Annotated in this window: 16 protein-coding genes; 7 read left to right on the plus strand and 9 right to left on the minus strand. The window is 63.0% G+C overall.

The annotated features are described in order from the left end of the window. Positions 1-4 precede the first annotated feature (4 nt). The 8 genes from BLT03_RS20680 to motA form a co-directional block, all read right to left on the minus strand. Positions 5-799, minus strand: coding sequence for a hypothetical protein (locus BLT03_RS20680; protein WP_092745664.1), 795 nt, complete (start codon positions 797-799; stop codon positions 5-7). Continuing rightward, positions 792-2,327: a flagellar biosynthesis GTPase FlhF gene (flhF, locus tag BLT03_RS20685; RefSeq protein WP_092745665.1), complete on the minus strand. Its 1,536-nt coding sequence runs from the start codon at positions 2,325-2,327 to the stop codon at positions 792-794. The genes BLT03_RS20680 and flhF overlap by 8 nt, the downstream gene beginning before the upstream one ends. Continuing rightward, complete coding sequence (flhA, locus tag BLT03_RS20690) at positions 2,324-4,405, minus strand: flagellar biosynthesis protein FlhA (protein ID WP_092745666.1); 2,082 nt, start codon at positions 4,403-4,405, stop codon at positions 2,324-2,326. Before flhA ends, flhF begins: the two co-directional genes overlap by 4 nt. Then, a complete protein-coding gene (locus BLT03_RS20695) occupies positions 4,402-5,556 on the minus strand; it encodes an EscU/YscU/HrcU family type III secretion system export apparatus switch protein (protein ID WP_092745667.1) in 1,155 nt (384 codons plus the stop codon). The genes flhA and BLT03_RS20695 overlap by 4 nt, the downstream gene beginning before the upstream one ends. A gap of 263 nt (positions 5,557-5,819) precedes the next feature. Continuing rightward, positions 5,820-6,449: a protein phosphatase CheZ gene (locus tag BLT03_RS20700; protein WP_092745668.1), complete on the minus strand. Its 630-nt coding sequence runs from the start codon at positions 6,447-6,449 to the stop codon at positions 5,820-5,822. Positions 6,450-6,451: 2 nt separating this feature from the next. Then, the gene (gene cheY / locus BLT03_RS20705) at positions 6,452-6,838 is read right to left on the minus strand and encodes a chemotaxis response regulator CheY (RefSeq protein WP_092745669.1); all 387 of its coding nucleotides are present in this window, start codon (positions 6,836-6,838) and stop codon (positions 6,452-6,454) included. Positions 6,839-6,904: 66 nt separating this feature from the next. Beyond that, positions 6,905-7,843, minus strand: coding sequence for a flagellar motor protein MotB (gene motB, locus BLT03_RS20710; RefSeq protein WP_092745670.1), 939 nt, complete (start codon positions 7,841-7,843; stop codon positions 6,905-6,907). Positions 7,844-7,855: 12 nt separating this feature from the next. Further along, a complete protein-coding gene (gene motA / locus BLT03_RS20715) occupies positions 7,856-8,716 on the minus strand; it encodes a flagellar motor stator protein MotA (protein WP_092745671.1) in 861 nt (286 codons plus the stop codon). 252 nt (positions 8,717-8,968) lie between these two features. Between motA and BLT03_RS20720 the strand changes: the two genes are divergently transcribed. Genes BLT03_RS20720 through BLT03_RS20750 form a run of 7 tightly spaced genes read left to right on the plus strand, consistent with a single transcriptional unit; the run spans position 8,969 to position 16,529 of the window. Beyond that, positions 8,969-10,648, plus strand: a complete 1,680-nt coding sequence (locus tag BLT03_RS20720) for an O-linked N-acetylglucosamine transferase, SPINDLY family protein (protein ID WP_245711484.1) — start codon at positions 8,969-8,971, stop codon at positions 10,646-10,648. A gap of 5 nt (positions 10,649-10,653) precedes the next feature. Further along, positions 10,654-11,850 (plus strand): DegT/DnrJ/EryC1/StrS family aminotransferase, encoded by a 1,197-nt coding sequence (locus BLT03_RS20725; protein WP_245711485.1) that lies wholly within the window; start codon positions 10,654-10,656, stop codon positions 11,848-11,850. Further along, a complete protein-coding gene (gene rfbF, locus BLT03_RS20730) occupies positions 11,847-12,620 on the plus strand; it encodes a glucose-1-phosphate cytidylyltransferase (protein ID WP_092745673.1) in 774 nt (257 codons plus the stop codon). The genes BLT03_RS20725 and rfbF overlap by 4 nt, the downstream gene beginning before the upstream one ends. Next, on the plus strand, positions 12,605-13,756 hold the full coding sequence (gene rfbG / locus BLT03_RS20735; protein ID WP_092745674.1) for a CDP-glucose 4,6-dehydratase: 1,152 nt from the start codon (positions 12,605-12,607) through the stop codon (positions 13,754-13,756). Before rfbF ends, rfbG begins: the two co-directional genes overlap by 16 nt. Then, entirely contained in the window at positions 13,756-15,075 is a 1,320-nt protein-coding gene (rfbH, locus tag BLT03_RS20740; protein WP_175537822.1) for a lipopolysaccharide biosynthesis protein RfbH, read from the plus strand. Before rfbG ends, rfbH begins: the two co-directional genes overlap by 1 nt. Before the next feature lie 39 nt (positions 15,076-15,114). Further along, a complete protein-coding gene (rfbC, locus tag BLT03_RS20745; protein WP_092745675.1) occupies positions 15,115-15,675 on the plus strand; it encodes a dTDP-4-dehydrorhamnose 3,5-epimerase in 561 nt (186 codons plus the stop codon). Between the two features lie 2 nt (positions 15,676-15,677). Continuing rightward, on the plus strand, positions 15,678-16,529 hold the full coding sequence (locus BLT03_RS20750) for an NAD-dependent epimerase/dehydratase family protein (RefSeq protein ID WP_092745676.1): 852 nt from the start codon (positions 15,678-15,680) through the stop codon (positions 16,527-16,529). A 31-nt stretch (positions 16,530-16,560) separates the two neighbouring features. Here the strand turns inward: BLT03_RS20750 and BLT03_RS20755 are convergent, their stop codons facing one another. Beyond that, positions 16,561-17,838, minus strand: a complete 1,278-nt coding sequence (locus tag BLT03_RS20755; protein WP_092745677.1) for a protoporphyrinogen/coproporphyrinogen oxidase — start codon at positions 17,836-17,838, stop codon at positions 16,561-16,563. Between the last annotated feature and the right edge of the window lie 31 nt (positions 17,839-17,869).

Genomic DNA, 17,869 nt, shown 5'->3' on the forward strand with positions numbered 1-17,869 from the left:
CGGGTCAATGGCTCCGGGCGAAATGCGCAGCCGTCTCCGTCATGCCGAAGGGCTGGGTGGCTGGCATCGCGGCGCCAATGGTGCACGCGTTTTCCAGCAGTTGCAAGGCCAGCCGCTGCACGTCCTGCGAATGGTTGGCGCGCACGGTGCTGGTGAGGATGCCGCTGCCCAGGTGCCGCTCGGCGCAGCGCTGCAGGGTATGGAGCGCCGCATGCGTCAGATCGGCCTGCGCCGGTCCGCCGGGCGGCAGGATGGAGGCCACCGAGCAGTGCACGCCGGCGTGCATCGCCAGGTGCTTGAGCTGGCGGTAGCTTTGCACCACGCTGTCCGGCCCGCCCTCGGCGATCACCAGCGGAACGGCGGCGGTGGCGCGCACCAGCGGTGCCAGCACTTCGGCGCTGGCGTACAGCACCAGGAGCGCATACGCGCGAAAGAAGGGTTGCAGGGCCTGCAGCGCGGCCGGGCCGTCGGCGGTCTGGCGCGCCAGCCGCTGCATGCCGTAGCCGGCCGGAATCACGGCCAGCGACGAGGCCGCAGGGCCGGTTTCCAGCGGAGCGCCGTTCTGCCAGGAGGGCTCGGCCAACAAGTGAGCCAGGCCGGGAGCCTCGTCGGTCTCGCGGGCGGTACCGTCCAGCACCGCGACGGGGTAGCCCAGCCGCTGCAGGCTGGAGCACACCTGCCAGAGGGTTTCCAGCCCGTACGCCGCGTCGGGCTGCGCCACCACCGCCACGATCCGCAGATCGGACTGGGGCGTGATGCTGTGCAGGCTCGCGGCCTGGTGAAAACCGGTATCAAGCATCGACCATTCCCCTTTCCGAGGCCAGCTCGGGCGAGTGCGAGAAGAAGAAATTCAGGTCCGACGCCTTGGGATCGAAGGCCGACTTGGCCGGCGAGCGCATCGACGTGCTGATGAGCCGGTGCGCATCGGCGGCTTCCCAGTCTTCGGGCACGCGCTGGCCGTTGGTCACGCCGCGCAGCACCATCTGGTGGCGGATCAGCGCATCGATCGAGGGACCAAGCTTCACGGCTTCGTCCACCTTGGACAGGATGGCCTGCTGCGAGCCTTCGGTCTTGAAAGCGCTGAGCGTGTCGTCCAGCGTGTCGCCATGGCAGCCGGCGTTCAGCACCAGCAGGCGGTTGACGTTGGGCAGGTCCAGCACGTCGAGCATGTCGCGCTTGCGCGGATCGCGCGGGGCGACGCCCGTGGTGTCGATCAGCACCATCTTCTTGCCGCCCAGCAGACCCAGCAGGTCCTGCAGCGCGGCGCGGTCGTGCGCCAGATGGGCGACGACGCCCAGCATGCGACCATAAGTGCGCAGCTGCTCGTGGGCGCCGACGCGGTAGGTGTCCAGCGTGATCAGGCCCACGCTGCCAGGCCCGTGAATGCGGGCACACATGGCGGCCAGCTTGGCCGTCGTGGTGGTCTTGCCGACGCCGGTGGAGCCCACCATGGCGTAGATGCCGCCTTCTTCGTACAAAGGGCGCACGTGCGCGTCGGTCTTCAGGTTGCGCTCCAGCACTTCCATCAGCCAGCGCACGGCATCGCCGGCGCCCAGCTCTTCGGGCAGGCGCTCCAGCACGGCGCGGGCCAGCGACGGCGAGTAGCCGGCGCGGATCAGCTTGAGCATCAGGTTCGATTGGATGGGGTTCTGCTTGGCTTGGCCGAGCCACGCCAGCGTGTTGAAGCGGTCTTCGATGAGGTCCTTCATCGACTGCAACTCGCTCATCAGGTTCTGCTGCCCGGCTGCGGGAGCCAGCGAGGGCACGGGCACCTGCACGCGGCGCGGGGCCACGGGCTCGGGTGCGATGTCCATGGGAATGGAACGCAGCGGGTTGTGGCGCACGACGGGAGCGGCCGGGGCCGCTGCTGCTGCGGGCATGCGTTCGCGTTCACGCTCCGGAGCGCGTTCGCGGCTGCGTTCGTTGATCGACGGGGCTTCGGCCGTGCCGGTCAGGGCTTCGTGGCGGCGGCGCAGCATGCGTTCGCGCACGTAGTCCTGGAACGACAGCGTGCTCATCGCCAGCTGCTCGGTGTCCTGCGCCACCGCGCTGCGCTGCGGTTCGATGCGGGCTGCGGCCGGCTGGGGGCGGGCAAGGGTGCGTGCGGGGCTGGCGGCCATGTCGGCAGCGCGTTCCTGCAGACGGCTCGCGGGTGCCGGCTCGGGTGCGTTTTCCAGGCTGGACAGCGTGTCTTCCGCGGTGGCCATGACTTCCACGCCGTTGGCCGTGGGCCGGTTGGACAGGATGAGGGTGCCGTCCCCGAAGGCCATGCGCGCCTTGGCCAGGGCCTCACGCGAGGTGGGGGCGGTGAAGCGTTTGATGTTCATGCGGATGCACCTTTGAGGATCGGACCAATGCGGATGGTGTGGGTTTCAGGGATCTCGCTGTGGGCGAGCACCTGCAGCCGGGGCGCGACGCGGCGCACCAGGCGGGAAATGGCGTTGCGGATGGCGTCGGGCACCAGCAGGCAGGCGGGCATGCCCATTTCTTCCTGCTTCATGGCGACTTCGGCCGCCTTCTGCGTGAGGATGTCAGCCACGCCCGGATCGAGCGATGGGCCGGCGCTGTTGCTCAGCGCCTGGACCAGGAGGCGCTCCAGGCCGGGTTCGATGGCGATCACGTTCAGTTCGCGCGTCGGGCCGTAGATCTGCTGCACGATGGCCGGCGACAGGGCGATGCGCACGCGGCGGGCCAGTTCGATCGGATCGGTGGTGGCGCCGGCATGCTCTGCCAGCGTTTCGATGATGGTGCGGATGTCGCGGATGTGCACAGACTCTTCCAGCAGCAGCTGGAGGACTTTCTGGAACGTTGCGATCGACACCATTTTGGGTACCACTTCCTCGATGAGCTTGGGGGCCAGTTTGGCCACGTGTTCCACGAGTTGCTGGGTTTCCGTGCGACTCAGGAGCTTTGCGGCTTGAACTTGCATCAAGTGTGACAAATGCGTCGCCATCACGGTTTCTGAATCAACGACGGTAAAACCCGCCATTTGTGCCGCTTCCTTCTGGTGTTCGTCGATCCAGTGCGCTGGCAGACCGAATGCGGGGTCGGTCGTGGGGGTGCCGATCAGGGGTGTGGTGATGCCGCCGGGGTTGATGGCCAGGTGCATGCCGGGGAAGGCTTCGCCCTCGCCCACCACCACGCCGCGCAGGGTGATGCGGTACGCGCTGGGCTTGAGTTCCAGGTTGTCGCGCACGTGCACGGCCGGGGGCAGAAAGCCCACTTCCTGGGCGAACTTGCGGCGCACGCCCTTGATGCGGGTGAGCAGGTCGCCCTGGCGGTTCTTGTCCACCAGGGTGATGAGGCGGTAGCCCAGCTCCAGGCCCAGCAGGTCCACGGGCTGCAGGTCGTCCCAGCTGGCTTCGCCGTCGTGGGCGGGCGGGGGCGCTTCCACCACGGGCTGCGGGGCGTTGGCGCGCTTCATCAGCGTCCAGGCGGCGTAGCCCAGGGCCGAGCCCATGATGAGGAACACGGCGTGCGGCATGCCGGGAATCAGGCCCAGCAGGATCAGGATGCCGGCGGTCACGCCCAGCACGCGGGGCGACATGAACAGCTGTTGCACGATCTGGTGCCCCATGTCCTCTTCCTTGCCCACGCGCGAGATCACCATGGCCGCGGCCACCGAGATCAGCAGGCCCGGAATCTGCGCCACCAGCGCGTCGCCGACGGCCAGCAGGATGTAGCTGTTGGCCGCCTGGCCGGCCGACAGGTCGTGCTGCAGCATGCCGATGGCGAAGCCGCCGACGATGTTGATCAGCAAAATCAAGATGCCGGCGACCGCATCGCCGCGCACGAACTTCGAGGCACCGTCCATCGAGCCGAAGAAGTTGGCTTCTTCCGCCACTTCCAGGCGCCGGCGCTTGGCTTCCTTCTCGTCGATGAGGCCGGCGTTCAGGTCGGCGTCCACCGCCATCTGCTTGCCGGGCATGGCGTCCAGGGTGAAGCGGGCCGACACTTCGGCGATGCGTTCCGCGCCCTTGGTCACCACCACGAAGTTGATCACCACCAGGATTGCGAAAACGATCAGGCCGACGGCGAAATTGCCACCGATCAGGAAGTGCCCGAAGGCCTCGATCACCGCGCCGGCCGCGCCCGGGCCGGTGTGGCCTTCCAGCAGCACCACCCGGGTGGAGGCCACGTTCAGCGAAAGGCGCATCAGCGTGGTCAGCAGCAGCACGGACGGAAACGCCGCGAAGTCCAGCGGCCGCAGCATGTAGGCCGCCACCATCATCACCATCAGCGCGACGGCGATGTTCAGCGTGAAGAAGGTGTCCAGCAGCCAGGCCGGGATGGGCAGCACCATCAGCGCCAGGATGGCCACCACCAGCAGCGGGGCGGACATGCCCTGCACGGCCGAGGCGTTGGTGCCGGCCCATTGCCGGACGGATTTCATGGAGGGCGTCATGGTGCGGTCCCAGCGTCGGTGGTGCGGTTCAGCGGATCGAGTTCAGGCGGCACGAACGGATCGGGCTGCGCATCGGGCATGCGGCCTTCGCCGCGCATTGCGGCCTTCAGGCGGTAAACGTAGGCCAGCACCTGCGCCACGGCGGCGTACAGCGTGGCGGGAATGGCCTGGTCCAGCTCGGCATGCGCATACAGCGCACGGGCCAGCATGGGCGACTGCAGCACGGGCACGGAATGCTGGGTGGCCATTTCGCGGATCTTGAAGGCCAGCAGGTCGGTGCCCTTGGAGATCACCTGCGGGGCGCTCATCGTGCCCTCGTCGTATTTGAGCGCCACGGCATAGTGGGTCGGGTTCATCACCACGAAGTCGGCCTTGGGCACGGAGGCGATGCTGGCGCGGTCGGCGATCTCGCGGGCCCGCTGGCGCTGGCGGCCCTTGGTTTCGGGGCTGCCTTCGGACTCCTTGTGCTCCTGCTTGATTTCCTCGTGCGACATCTTCTGGCGCGACTTGAAGAAAAAGGCCTGGAGCGGAACGTCCACCACCGCCGCGAGGAACACCACCAGCAGCATCAGGCTCACGCCCGAGGTCATCCATTCACCGACCCAGCGCAGCGACACCGGCGAGGGCTGCAGCACGAGCATGGACAGCTTGTCGATGCTGTTGCCCAGGAAGTTCCAGGCCACGGCGGTGATCACGCCGGTCATGAGCACCATCTTGCCCACGTTGACCATCTGCTGCTTGGACATCAGGTTGGTGAAGCCCGAAATCGGGTTCAGCCGGTTGAACTGGGGCGTGATCGGCTGGAAGCTGAACACCCAGCCGCCGGCACCGATGGCGCTGGCGACGGCCGCTGCGCCGGTCAGCAGGGCGAAGACGATGCTGGCGACCACGCCGATCAGCGCCATCTGCTGCAGCCGGGTGACCATGGAACCCGTGGCCTGCACGGTGGCGGCGTTGAACACCAACTGCTCCCGCACGGCCAGCTGCATGTGCTCGGTCAGCGTCGGGGCCAGGACGAGGACGCTGCAGGCGCCCATGCCGAGCACGGCGATGTGGGACAGGTCCCGCGAGCGCGCAGCCTGGCCGTCCTTGCGCGCTTTCTGGAGCTTGTGCTCTGTCGCGGGGAGGTCTTTGTCTTGGCTGGAGTCCATGGTGGCATGACGGGTTGGGTCATGCCATTGTCGTGAGCGCTCGGAAAATCTAAAGCGCGAATAGACGGCTTGTCGGGCAGCTATTCAGGGCGGCGGGCTGGGGCAAGCCGGCAGGCCGCTGGCAGGCAATCCGTTGGTTTTATCAAAAACCATAGCAGACTGCCGCCGGATTCATTGCCTTTCGATGGAAAAAGGCTTTCAAAGACTACTGGAGTAAGCGGTGGCTGCTCCTGTTTAAGGAGCAATCCGGCAATCCGAATGGATCAGAAGCCCAGGCTGGCCAGCAGATCGTCCACTTGCGACTGGTCGGTGACCACGTCGGGCGTGCCGTCGGGATCGACCACCGGGCCTGCGAGGTGCTCGCGGCGCGCTTCCACCACGGGTGCGACCTGGGCTTGCGCGGCGGGTGGGGCGGTCTGGATGAGCAGTTGCACGAGCTGCTCTTCGATGGTGGCTGCAAGGTTGACCACGCGGGCGATCACCTGGCCGGTGAGGTCGTGGAAATCCTGCGCCATCATGATTTCGGTCAGGTGGCCATCGGCTTCCTTGGTGACGCGCTCCACGTCATGCAGGAAATTCATGATCTCGCCCTTGGCGACGGCCGCCACCGGGTCTTTCACCAGCGAAGAGACCACGCGACGGGTTTCCTCGGCGATGAAATCATGCTGGGCCTTGGCCTGTTCCACCCGGCTCAACACTTTTTCCGCCGCTTCGCCCGTGAGACGCGCGATATAGGAGAGACGGCTTTGCGCATCGGGCAACTCGCCCATGGTGCCGCGCAGCTTGTCGGCATAGCCGAGTTCGTTCAGCGAATCGTGCAGCTGGCGGGTGAGCTGGCCGATCTTGTTGTGAACGGCGCCTGTTTCCGCAGGGGTGTTGTCCGAGGTGTCCATGATCACAGGCCCATTTTCTTGAGGATCAGGGTGACTTTCTCTTCCAGCGTGGCCTTGGTGAACGGCTTGACGATGTAGCCGGCAGCCCCGTTCTGGGCGGCAGCCACGATGTCTTCCTTGCGGGCTTCCGCCGTCACCATGAGCACAGGCAAGTGCTTGAGCTTGTCGTCTTTCTTGATTTCGGCCAGCAACTGAAACCCGTTCATGTTGGGCATGTTGATGTCGGTGACGACGAAATCGAACTTGCTGTTGCGCAGCTTGTTCAGGGCCACCACGCCGTCTTCGGCCTCGTCGGCATCGGCGAAGCCGCTTTCCTTGAGCAGGTTGCGCACGATGCGTCGCATGGTGGAGAAGTCGTCAACGATCAAAAAGCGGAGTGCAGTGGTCACGTGGGACCCTTTCGGTCGGAAATTGCAGTGTGTATTGTCATGGGCCGCAGGTTTGGTGACAAGACGTTACGGCCGAGGGGCGGATGCCGGATTCTCCCGCTTTTCGGCGGCGAACTCCGTGGAAGTGATGGTGGCAGATTTCTTGCCGAGCAAACGTTCCTCGGCTTCCTGCGTCAAAACGGTGATCGTGATGCGCCGGTTGGACGGCGCCCGGGGCTCTTTGGGCTCCAGCAAATCGCTGGCTGCCAGCCCAACGACGCGGCCCAGCTTGGCGTCCGGCATGCCTGCGGCCACCAGCTCGCGGCGCGATGCGTTGGCGCGGTCGGCCGAAAGCTCCCAGTTGCTGTAGCCCCGGTCACCGTTGCCGTAGGGCGTGGCGTCCGTATGGCCGGACAGGCTGATGCGGTTTTGCACCCCGCCGAGCGCTGTGCCGATTTCTCGAAGAATGTCGCGCATGTAGGGTTTTACCAACGCACTGCCGCTGTCGAACATGGGCCGGTTCTGGTCGTCAACGATCTGGATCTGCAGGCCGTCGGGCGTCACATCCATGCGTATTTGAGAACGGTACTCGTTCAGTTTGGGATTTTCGGTGATCAGCGCATCGATCTTGGCCTGCAGCGCCTTGATGCGCATCTCATCCTGGCGGGCGCGCTCGGCGCGCGCGGCTTCCAGGTTGGCGCGTCGGCTGGTCGACGTTTCCGAGTCGGAACGGCGCACCTGACCGTGCACCTTCGACAGATCGTTGCCGCCGCCGGGAATCACGCTCGAGCTGTTGCCCGCGCCGTCGCCCCCCTGCATGGCCACCTTCAACGGCGAGCTGAAATAGGCGGCAATGCCCTGCAGTTCACCCTTGGCGGTCGAGCCGAGCAGCCACATCAGCAGGAAGAACGCCATCATGGCCGTCACGAAGTCGGCGTACGCGATCTTCCAGGCGCCGCCATGCACGGCATGGCCGCCCTTCTTGACGCGCTTGATGATGATCGGCTGGAGTTTCTTGTCTGCCATGGCGTCCGCAGCTTATTTCTTGCCCTTCACGTGGCTTTCCAGTTCGGCAAAGCTCGGACGGTCGGTGGAGAAAAGAACCTTTCGGCCGAATTCGATGGCGGTGGCGGGGTTGTAGCCCTGCATGCTGGCCAGCAGCGTGGTCTTGATGCACTGCAGTTCCTTGGCAGCGTCTTCGAGCTTCTGCTCCACCAGCCCGCCGAGCGGCTCCACCACGCCATAGGCCAGCAAAATCCCGAGGAAGGTGCCCACCAGGGCCGAGCCGATCATGCCGCCGAGCACGGAAGGTGGCTGGCCCACTGAGCCCATGGTGTTCACCACGCCGAGCACGGCGGCGATGATGCCGAAGGCGGGCAGGGCGCCCGCCAGGCGAGCCAGCGCCGCCACGGGGGCATGTGCTTCCTGGTGGTGGGTTTCGATTTCGCTGTCCATCAGCGCTTCGATCTCGTGGGCGTTCAGGTTGCCGGACACCATCATGCGCAGGTAATCGGTCATGAACTCGATCACATGGTGATCGTTGCCGACCGTCGGATACTTCTTGAAGATTTCCGACTCGTGGGGCGTCTCGACGTCCTTTTCGATGGCCATCAGGCCCTCTTTGCGCGCTTTCTGCAGGATGTCGTACAGCATGGCCATCAGCTCCATGTACCGCGCCTTGGTGTACTTGGACCCCTTGAGCGCCATGGGCAGCGCCTTCAGCGTGGACTTGAGCACCTTCGGCTGGTTGTTCACCACGAAAGCACCCAGCGCGCCGCCGAAGATCGTGATCATCTCGAAGGGCAGCGCTTTGACGATCACGCTCACGTTTCCGCCGTGCACCACGTACACGCCGAAAATGCACCCGAGGCAGACCAGGTAACCGATGATTACAAACATGCGGCCATTCTGGCAGAGTCCTTTTGAAGCGCAAAAACGGAAATGCGGGTGGGATACACCCTATTTCGTTCCCCTTGACAAGCGCGCAGCCTGATGATGAAACCGGATGTACACGCGCTGGAACAGCCGGGCAAACCATGGTTTATTGAGGCCATCACATTGCATTCCAACGCCTAAGATGGAACCCGGCCGTTTCGGTTCTTCTTCGCTAAAGATTCCTCTTTCTTCCCATTGCCGCCGCCGATGTGCTCCATGCCCACTTCTTCCGACGATGCCGATGTGCAAGCGCATGCCGAGTTGCTGATCGCGCTCTACCAGGCGGAGCAGTGCCTCGCGCAGCAGGACCTGGTGGGCGCGCTGACGAAGTTCACTGCAGCCCTCGCGTTCGAGCCACGCAACGCGGATGTTTGGATGCAGGTGGGGCGCACCTATCTCAAGATGGAGAACTGGGCGCAGGCGATTCCAGCACTGGAAACCGCCATCACCCTGCAACCGGGTATGCCGGATGCCCAGCATGGCTTGTCGTTTGCGCTGTTCAATTTGGGGCGGCACGCCGAAGCGTTGGAAATGATCGACGATGTGTGTCGCCGAGGCAACAACCCGGCCATGTGGGTCATGCGGGCCTTTCTGCACAGCCAGATCAACCGTGATCCCGTCAAGACACTGGAGGTCTACCGGGACTGGGGCCGCCGCTACGCCGATCCACTGACGCGCAAGGCGGCGTCGCTGAACGTGGCCGACCGCCGGCCAGGCAAGCGCCTGAAAATCGGCTATGTCACGGCCGATTTTAGGGAACACTCGGTGGCGTTCTTCATGCTGCCCGTGCTTCGCCACCACGATCCTGAAAAGGTCGAGGTGCATGTGTACTCAGGGGGCCGGCGCGACGCCATTACCGACACCTTGCAGCAGTGCGTGCCCCACTGGCACGAGATGATGCACCTGTCGGACGACGATCTTCATGCGCTGATCCGCTCGCACGGCATCGACATCTTGGTAGACCTCTCGGGCCATACGGCGGGCAATCGGCTGCTGGTCTTTGCACGCCGCACGGCACCTGTCCAGGTGACATGGCTGGGGTTCATGAACCCATTGGGCATGAAGGCCATGGATTACCGGCTGACCGACGCGGGCATCACGCCGGCGGGCCATGAACCGCTATACAGCGAGCGGCTGTTCCGGCTGGCGTGCATGGCAAGCTATGCCCCCCCTACGTATGCGCCTTTATGCGAGGCGTCGCCGATGCTGGGCAATGGCTACCCCACGCTCATCTCGCTCAATAACTCCGCCAAGGTCACCGATCGCATGCTGGGTCTATGGGCGCGAATCCTGCAGCAGCGTGCCGACGCGCGCCTCGTCATCATGGTGAAGGAGCGATCTGCTGAAGCCGCACAGGCCAACATGCAGATGCGTGTCGAAGCCGCCGGCATGCCGCTCGATCGCGTATTCGTTTTGCACCAGCAGCCCCTGAACCAGTTCATGGAACTGGGCCACATTGCAGACGTGGCGTTGGACACCTCTCCGATCTCGGGCGGAACGACAACGCTGCATGCGCTTTGGATGGGCTTGCCCATCGTCGCCATGGATGCCGAACGGGGCATCGATGCCTCGTCCGCCCGCACTCTGCAGGGGCTGGGTTTCGGTGGCGAAGTGGCGCAAGACGAAGACGCATACGTGGCTGCCGCCCTGCGGCTGATGGCCGACCCCGAGGGCTTGCTCCAGTTGCGCCGCAATGCGCGCGAATGGATGGGTAAAAGCGTGTTGATGGACTACGCAACACGCACCGCCGAGCTGGAGAAAGCCTACCGCCTCATGTGGCTGAACTACCTGAACCGCGCCCCGCGCTGGCTGGATGTGGAAGTGGATCTGGAGGCTGCCATGGCCCAAACTGAGAACGTAGTGCCTGCATCGCAGCGTTTGGTGGGCAACGGATGACACCCATGCCTGCTGCGCCAGTCCCCGCCGCCATTCCTCTTTTGGTGCCGGACCTGCCTGCGCCTGAGGCACTCATGCCTTATTTGCAGCGCATGCACGCAGCGCGGCAGTATTCCAACTTCGGTCCGTTGGTCTGCGAATTTGAAACCAGCTTGCGGTCCCGTTTTTCGGCGCAGTCGCCTGTGCCCTTGCGGCTGACGACCGTGGCCAACGCCACGCTGGGGTTGGAGCTTGCACTGACGGCGCTGGATCTTCCGCCCCGCAGCCGCGTATTGTTGCCCGCGCTGACCTTCGTGGCCACGGCCACTGCCGTTCTGCGGGCGGGGCATCTTCCAGTTCTGGCGGATGTAGACGCGCAGAGTTGGCTGCTCACTCCCGAGATTGCGCGCCAGGCGGCCACGCAGGGAAAAGTCGATGCGGTGCTGCCGGTCGCCACCTTTGGTGTGCCCCACGGCATGGCTGGCTGGCACGAGTTCGAGTTGGACACTGGCATCCCTGTAGTGATCGATGCAGCCGCCGCTTTCGGTAGCCAATGGCTGGATGCACCCACTGGAACCGCTGTGTTCAGCCTGCACGCCACCAAGTGCCTTCCTGCTGGAGAGGGCGGTTTCGTGGTGTCCACCCGGCCGGAATTGATCGCCAGAGTGCGGCAGTTGACCAACTTCGGCATCAATCTGAATCCCGCCGCGGGCGTACCGGTGGGAATGCTGGCCCGCATCGGTACGAACGCGAAAATGAGTGAATACCACGCCGCCGTAGGTTTGGCATCGCTGGACCACTGGGACGCACGCGCTGCGCTGCGCCGGTCGGCACACGCGGATTTGTGTGCCCGGCTGGATGCAGCGGCCACCCCCGCCTTACTGCGATGGCAGGCAATGGCGGAGCCAGTAGCTGCCCCCACCTTGCTGTGCGTGCGGTTGCCAAGTGCAAAAAGCCGCGAGCGTCTGGAGCGAGTTTGCGCTGAGCGAAACATCATGGTGAGGCGCTGGTACCAGCCGTTGCTCAATGCCATGCCTGCGCTCGATGGGCACAGTGTGTGCCTGCCTGCACCTGCCGCGACAAGCATTGCCACCGATCTTTGTGGATTGCCTTTCTACTTGGGCATGGAAGAGGGGGATGCAGAGCGGATAGCCGAAGCGGTGCATGCCGCTACGGGTGCGCAGGGTAGCGCCGCGCGGGGCGAGAGACGGCGCAGCGCATGAAGGCGATCATTTTGGCTGGCGGGTTCGGTTCACGGCTGAGCGAAGAAACCCTGCAAAAGCCCAAGCCCATGGTGGAGATCGGCGGCAAGCCGATCCTTTGGCACATCATGAAGATGTATTCCCACCACGGCATTAACGACTTCGTGATCTGCTGCGGCTACAAGGGCTACATGATCAAGGAGTATTTCGCCAACTACTTCCTGCACATGTCGGATGTGACCTTCGACTTGGCAAACAACCGCATGGAAGTACACGGGCGCTACGCCGAACCTTGGCGGGTGACGCTGGTGGATACCGGCGAAGCGACGATGACCGGCGGGCGCCTCAAGCGCGTCAGCGAGCATGTGCGTGGCGAAGAGGCTTTCTGCTTCACTTACGGGGACGGAGTGAGCGATATCGATATCGGCGCGCTCATCGCGTTTCACCGCAACGCAGGCGTGCTCGCCACCCTGATGGCTACACCGCCGCCCGGACGATTCGGAGCGTTGGATTTGGACGATCAGCAGTTCGTCACCCTGTTCAAAGAAAAGCCGGAAGGCGATGGCGGCTTGATCAACGGAGGATTTTTCGTACTCTCTCCGGAAGTGCTGAATCTGATCGAAGACGACAGCACCGTGTGGGAGCGTGGGCCACTCGAAACTCTGGCGCAGCGCAAACAGCTTGCCGCATACCGCCATCCAGGCTTTTGGCAACCGATGGACACGCTGCGCGAAAAGGTCTTGCTGGAAGGGCTGTGGGCTGCGGGGAAGGCACCATGGAAGACGTGGTAGTACCTGTCATCGACACCGGGTTTTGGCAGGGAAGGCGTGTTTTTCTGACAGGGCACACCGGCTTCAAGGGCGGCTGGCTCAGCTTGTGGCTGCAGGCACTGGGAGCACACGTCACAGGATTCGCCTTGGAGCCCCAAGCGTTGTCACTTTTCCGCTTGGCAGGTGTTGAGGCCGGAATGCACTCGCTGCTGGGGGATGTGCGTGACGGGGCTGCGCTGCAGAAAGCTTTGACGGGCAGTGGGGCGGAGGTCTTGATCCACCTGGCAGCTCAGCCTTTGGTCCGTCAGGGCTATGCCGATCCGGTAGAGACTTACGCCACCAATTTGATGGGGACCGTGCATCTTCTTCAGGCGGTGCGTTCCACACCGAGCGTGCGGGCTGTTGTGATCGTGACCACGGACAAATGCTATGAAAACCGGGAATGGGCTGAGGGCTACCGGGAGAATGATCTGCTGGGAGGGCGCGACCCCTACAGCAACAGCAAGGCCTGCGCCGAGTTGGCCGCACAGAGTTTTCGGGATTCTTTTTTTCCGATCACACGCTACGGCAATCATGGCGTTGCCATCGCCACGGCGCGTGCTGGCAATGTGATCGGAGGAGGCGACTGGGCCGTGGACCGGCTGGTGCCTGATTTTCTGAGGGCGGCGCAAGGCGGCACTGCATTGGAGTTGCGCTATCCCGATGCAGTCCGTCCTTGGCAGCATGTGCTGGAGCCGCTGGCCGGATACCTCCGGTTGGCGCAGCAACTGATGGAACGTGGGCCTCTGGTTTCAGGCGCATGGAACTTTGGTCCGAACGGCGACGGCCTGCAAACCGTCGGTGAGGTCGTTCGGCAACTGGCCACCCAGTGGCCGGCACATGTGAAGGTTCTTTGCAGTGGTGGCGACCCTTCGCAGCACGAAACCAGTGTCCTTCGCCTGGACAGTACAAAGGCCCGTACCCAACTGGGATGGCAGCCTCGCTGGAACCTTGAGCGCGCACTGAGCCGCACAGCGGACTGGCACTTGGCTCATCTTGCAGGGCACTGCATGGGCACCGTGACCCGTGCGCAGATCGATCAATACACCCGCGCAGCAGCCACTTTGCCAACGGTGGCTCCGGGCTTTCACGCAACCGATATTCCAGATTTCTCCTGATGGATCCACTGAACCAGATTCGCGAACAGATCGCCACGCTTGTCCAGGAATACGCGGCACGCGCGTACCGCCCACAGCCTTTTTTGCCCGGAGCCACCTCCGTGGCGGTATCCGGAAAGGTGATCGGAGAGGCCGAACTGCAGAACATGGTGTCGGCCGCGCTGGACGGATGGTTGACTACAGGGAGATTCAACGACGCCTTCGAAGGGCGCATGCGGGAATTTCTGGGGGTGAAGCATGTGATGACCACCAACAGTGGGTCGTCGGCCAATCTGCTGGCGTTTTCTGCCTTGACCTCCCCACTGCTGGGAGAGCGCAGGGTATGTCCAGGCGACGAGGTGATCGGAGTGGCTGCCGGCTTTCCCACGACCGTCAATCCCATCCTGCAAGCCGGCGCGGTGCCCGTATTTGTCGATGTGGAACTTGGCACCTATAACGTCGATGTACAGCAGCTGGAAGCTGCCATTTCGCCCAAGACCAAAGCGATCATGCTCGCTCATACGCTGGGCAATCCCTACAACCTCGGAGCCGTACAAGCACTGTGCCGCCAGCACGGTTTGTGGCTGATTGAAGACTGCTGCGACGCACTCGGTTCCACGTATAACGGCCAACTGGTCGGCACGTTCGGCGATATCGGGACGCTGAGCTTTTACCCGGCGCACCACATCACCATGGGAGAGGGCGGGGCCGTATTCACCAACAACGACGAGCTTGCCCGCATCGTCACCTCCTTTCGAGACTGGGGGCGTGACTGCTACTGCGAGCCTGGCAAGGACAACACCTGCGGCAAGCGCTATGAATGGCAACTGGGCGATCTGCCAACGGGGTACGACCACAAGTACACGTACTCGCACATTGGATACAACCTGAAAATCACGGACATGCAGGCTGCTTGTGCTTTGGCGCAAATGGATCGATTGCCAGGCTTCATTGCCGCCCGCAAGATGAACTTCGATCACCTCTACAAACGTCTTGAGCGTTGTGAAGAGTTCCTGGTTCTGCCCCGCGCGACGGAAGAGGCCATACCGTCGTGGTTCGGTTTTCCGTTGACCCTGCGCGAGGCCGCCGGAAGCCGGCGCCTCGATCTGTTGCAGTACCTGGAGCAAAGCCGAATTGGCACCCGCTTACTGTTTGCCGGCAATCTGACGCGGCAACCCTCCATGCAAGGGCAACACTACCGCGTCGTCGGCCCCCTGACCCAAAGCGACATCATCATGAACGATACCTTTTGGATCGGGGTGCATCCTGGGTTAAGCAGCGACATGATCGATTTCATGGCAGACCGGCTCGAATCGTATTTCGGCTTGCACTTTCAATGAACCGGACCCCTCGTCTGAAGTGATCAGTGCTTTCCACTCATGAAGATCGAACCTACCTCACTTCCCGGCTGCTACCGGATCCAGCCCCGTGTGATGGACGATCATCGAGGCCACTTCGTCAAAACCTTTCAGGCCAGCATCTTTCGTGCTCATGGACTGGAGGATCGGTTTACCGAAACCTTCTACAGCGTGTCACGCAAAGGGGTTTTGCGAGGCTTTCATTTTCAGACACCTCCGCACGCGCACGCCAAGCTGGTGCATTGCACGGCCGGTGCTGTGCTGGACGCGGTAGTGGACATTCGCCGGGGCTCTCCGACAGCAAGTCAGTTTTTCACCCTTGAATTGACTGCCGAGCAAGCCACCATGCTCTACATTCCGGCCGGGTTTGCCCACGCCTTCTATGCGCTGACGGACCACGCAGCCGTAGCCTATCAAGTCACCACGGAATTTGCGCCTGATCACGACGCTGGCGTGCGATGGGACTCGTTTGGGATACCCTGGCCTGACCGCGCTCCTATCCTTTCTGCGAAGGATTTGGCGTTGCCACACTGGCGGGATTACGCCACGCCTTTCACGATGGCTGACGCTTTGAGAGATTGACCATGCGCCTCTTCATCACGGGCGGCACGGGTTTCATCGGCGGCCATCTGCTCGACCTATTGGACAAGACAGACCATCAGTTGACTGCACTGTGCCGCCGGCCTGAGCTGTTCACCGAGAAGCCAGCCTTACGCAGAAGTTGGCTGTGCAAACCGATGGACACGCTGGAGGCCGCTGATTTGCGTGGCATCGACGTGCTTGTGCATCTGGCATCGCCGAACGTGCCGCCTCGACCTTCGGAATGGCAATCTCTTTTTTATTGGAACGTCGAGATCCTGGTGCGGCTGCTTTTAGCTGCTGAGGCTGGCGGTGTACGCCGGATAGTCATCGCGGGGACCTTCGCCGAATATGGGCGTTCGTTCGAGGATTACGACACCATTCCTTGCCAAGCTCCGCTGCAGCCTACCCACGGCTATGCAGCCTCCAAGGCGGCTGCCTTTCACGCTGCCAGCGCATTTGCCATCGAACGCGGTATCGAACTTTGCTACTTGCGCATCTTCTCGGCATTCGGCGAAAGACAGTACTCGCAGAACTTCTGGCCTGCCTTGCACAAAGCTGCCCATGCGGGCGAGGATTTCCCGATGACACCTGGAGCGCAGGTACGAGACTATGTTGACGTGCAGCAGGTTGGGCGTGCCTTCCTACGGGCGATCGAGGCTGGCGATGTGAAGGCTGGCGTGCCGTGGGTGCGCAATGTGGGCTCCGGCGTGCCAGTGTCGATGAAGGCATTTGCCGAGCATTGGTGGAGTCGCTGGAATGCACCGGGGCGTTTGCTGGTGGGGGCCTTGCCGTACCGGCCCAATGAGTTGATGCGCTGCGTCCCGCGATCCGGTCCGGATTTGCTGGTGGGCTGATGTAGGCCTGAACCTGCGATCGGTTTCAGCCTCACACCGCAAGCACACGGCGTGCAGCATCCGCACCGCTCTGAAAGGCTTGGTGGCTCCACAAATAGTCCCATTCGCCGAATCGGCCAGCACTGGCGATGCCTAGGCTGGCGAGCCAATCGAGCACACGGTTGCGGCGTTGCTCCATACCCTGCTCGAACACCACATTGGCATGGGGCACATGCTGATGGTGAATCACTGCGATGTCGGCTTCGATCGCAAAGCCCCATTTCTGCAGGGCTTGAACGCAGTTGCGCTGGAGCGCCTGCACACTCTGCGCCACGGGGCGCCGGGAGGATCCATAAATTTCAAATTGGATCGAGGAGCATCCCGGCGGGCAGTTGTCGGCAGCCTGCACGCCTGGGCAACTGGCGCGTGCTGCTGCTACGTCCTCGTCATAGATATAAAACCACAAGTCCTTGAAGACGTCCTGGCGCGCAATGCCAATGCACACCAGGTCCACCGTGGTCGCAACCAAGCTGTCGGCATCTTGTCGAATCGATTCCGGCATGCCATCCACCATTCCCGCCAAGACAGGCAGCGGCAGGGTCGAAATCAGGCGCTCATAGCCTGCCCATTCCCCATTGGTGAAATGCAAGTGGCGGCTCTGGACGTCGATGCGGCAAAGGCGATGGTCCAGTCGAATGTCGGCTTGTGCGATCAGGGGTTCGATGAAGGCCCGGTAGCCGCCGCGTGCGGGGTAGCGCATTTGCGGAGCGTAATAAACGCTGGGCGTGTCCTCAGTCATTGCACCGAGCAGCACCTCTGGCAGGGCCGGGCGGTGGATGCGGGGGCCCACCCAGTCGATGCCCAATTTGTCGGCAGGCACCGTCCAGTATTTTTCGGTGTAGCGCTCGGCATAGCGCGCAGAGATTGGTCGTCCGTATTGGCCAATCAGCCATTCCCTGTAGTTTCCGGCTGGCGTGTCGGGCCGCTCCACGAAACCCTGTATCAGTTCTATCCGCTGGTCCACCGGTAGAGGGTAAAGGTTGTTCTGCACGGGGTGTTTGAGCCAGTAAGGATGCTCCACGCAGCGAGGACTGGGCGCGAATGTCGCATGCTCTGTCTGGTCAAAGAACGCACGTACTTCGGGTTGGTCGGCGAACGAGAGGTGCACTGCGCGGTCAAAACGGTAGCCGTGCACCGTGATCGAATCAAGGAGCCCGCCAGCACGCGGTGCGGCTTCGTACAAAATGCAATCGCGCCCAAGCGCTGCCGCCGCGTGACTGGCGGCCAAGCCCGCAATTCCCGCACCCAATACGGTCAAAGCCGGGGCCATCGCCAATCCTGAGGTTTGCGCCGCTCTTGAA

The organism is Paracidovorax valerianellae (assembly GCF_900102625.1).
Lineage (GTDB): Bacteria > Pseudomonadota > Gammaproteobacteria > Burkholderiales > Burkholderiaceae_C > Paracidovorax > Paracidovorax valerianellae.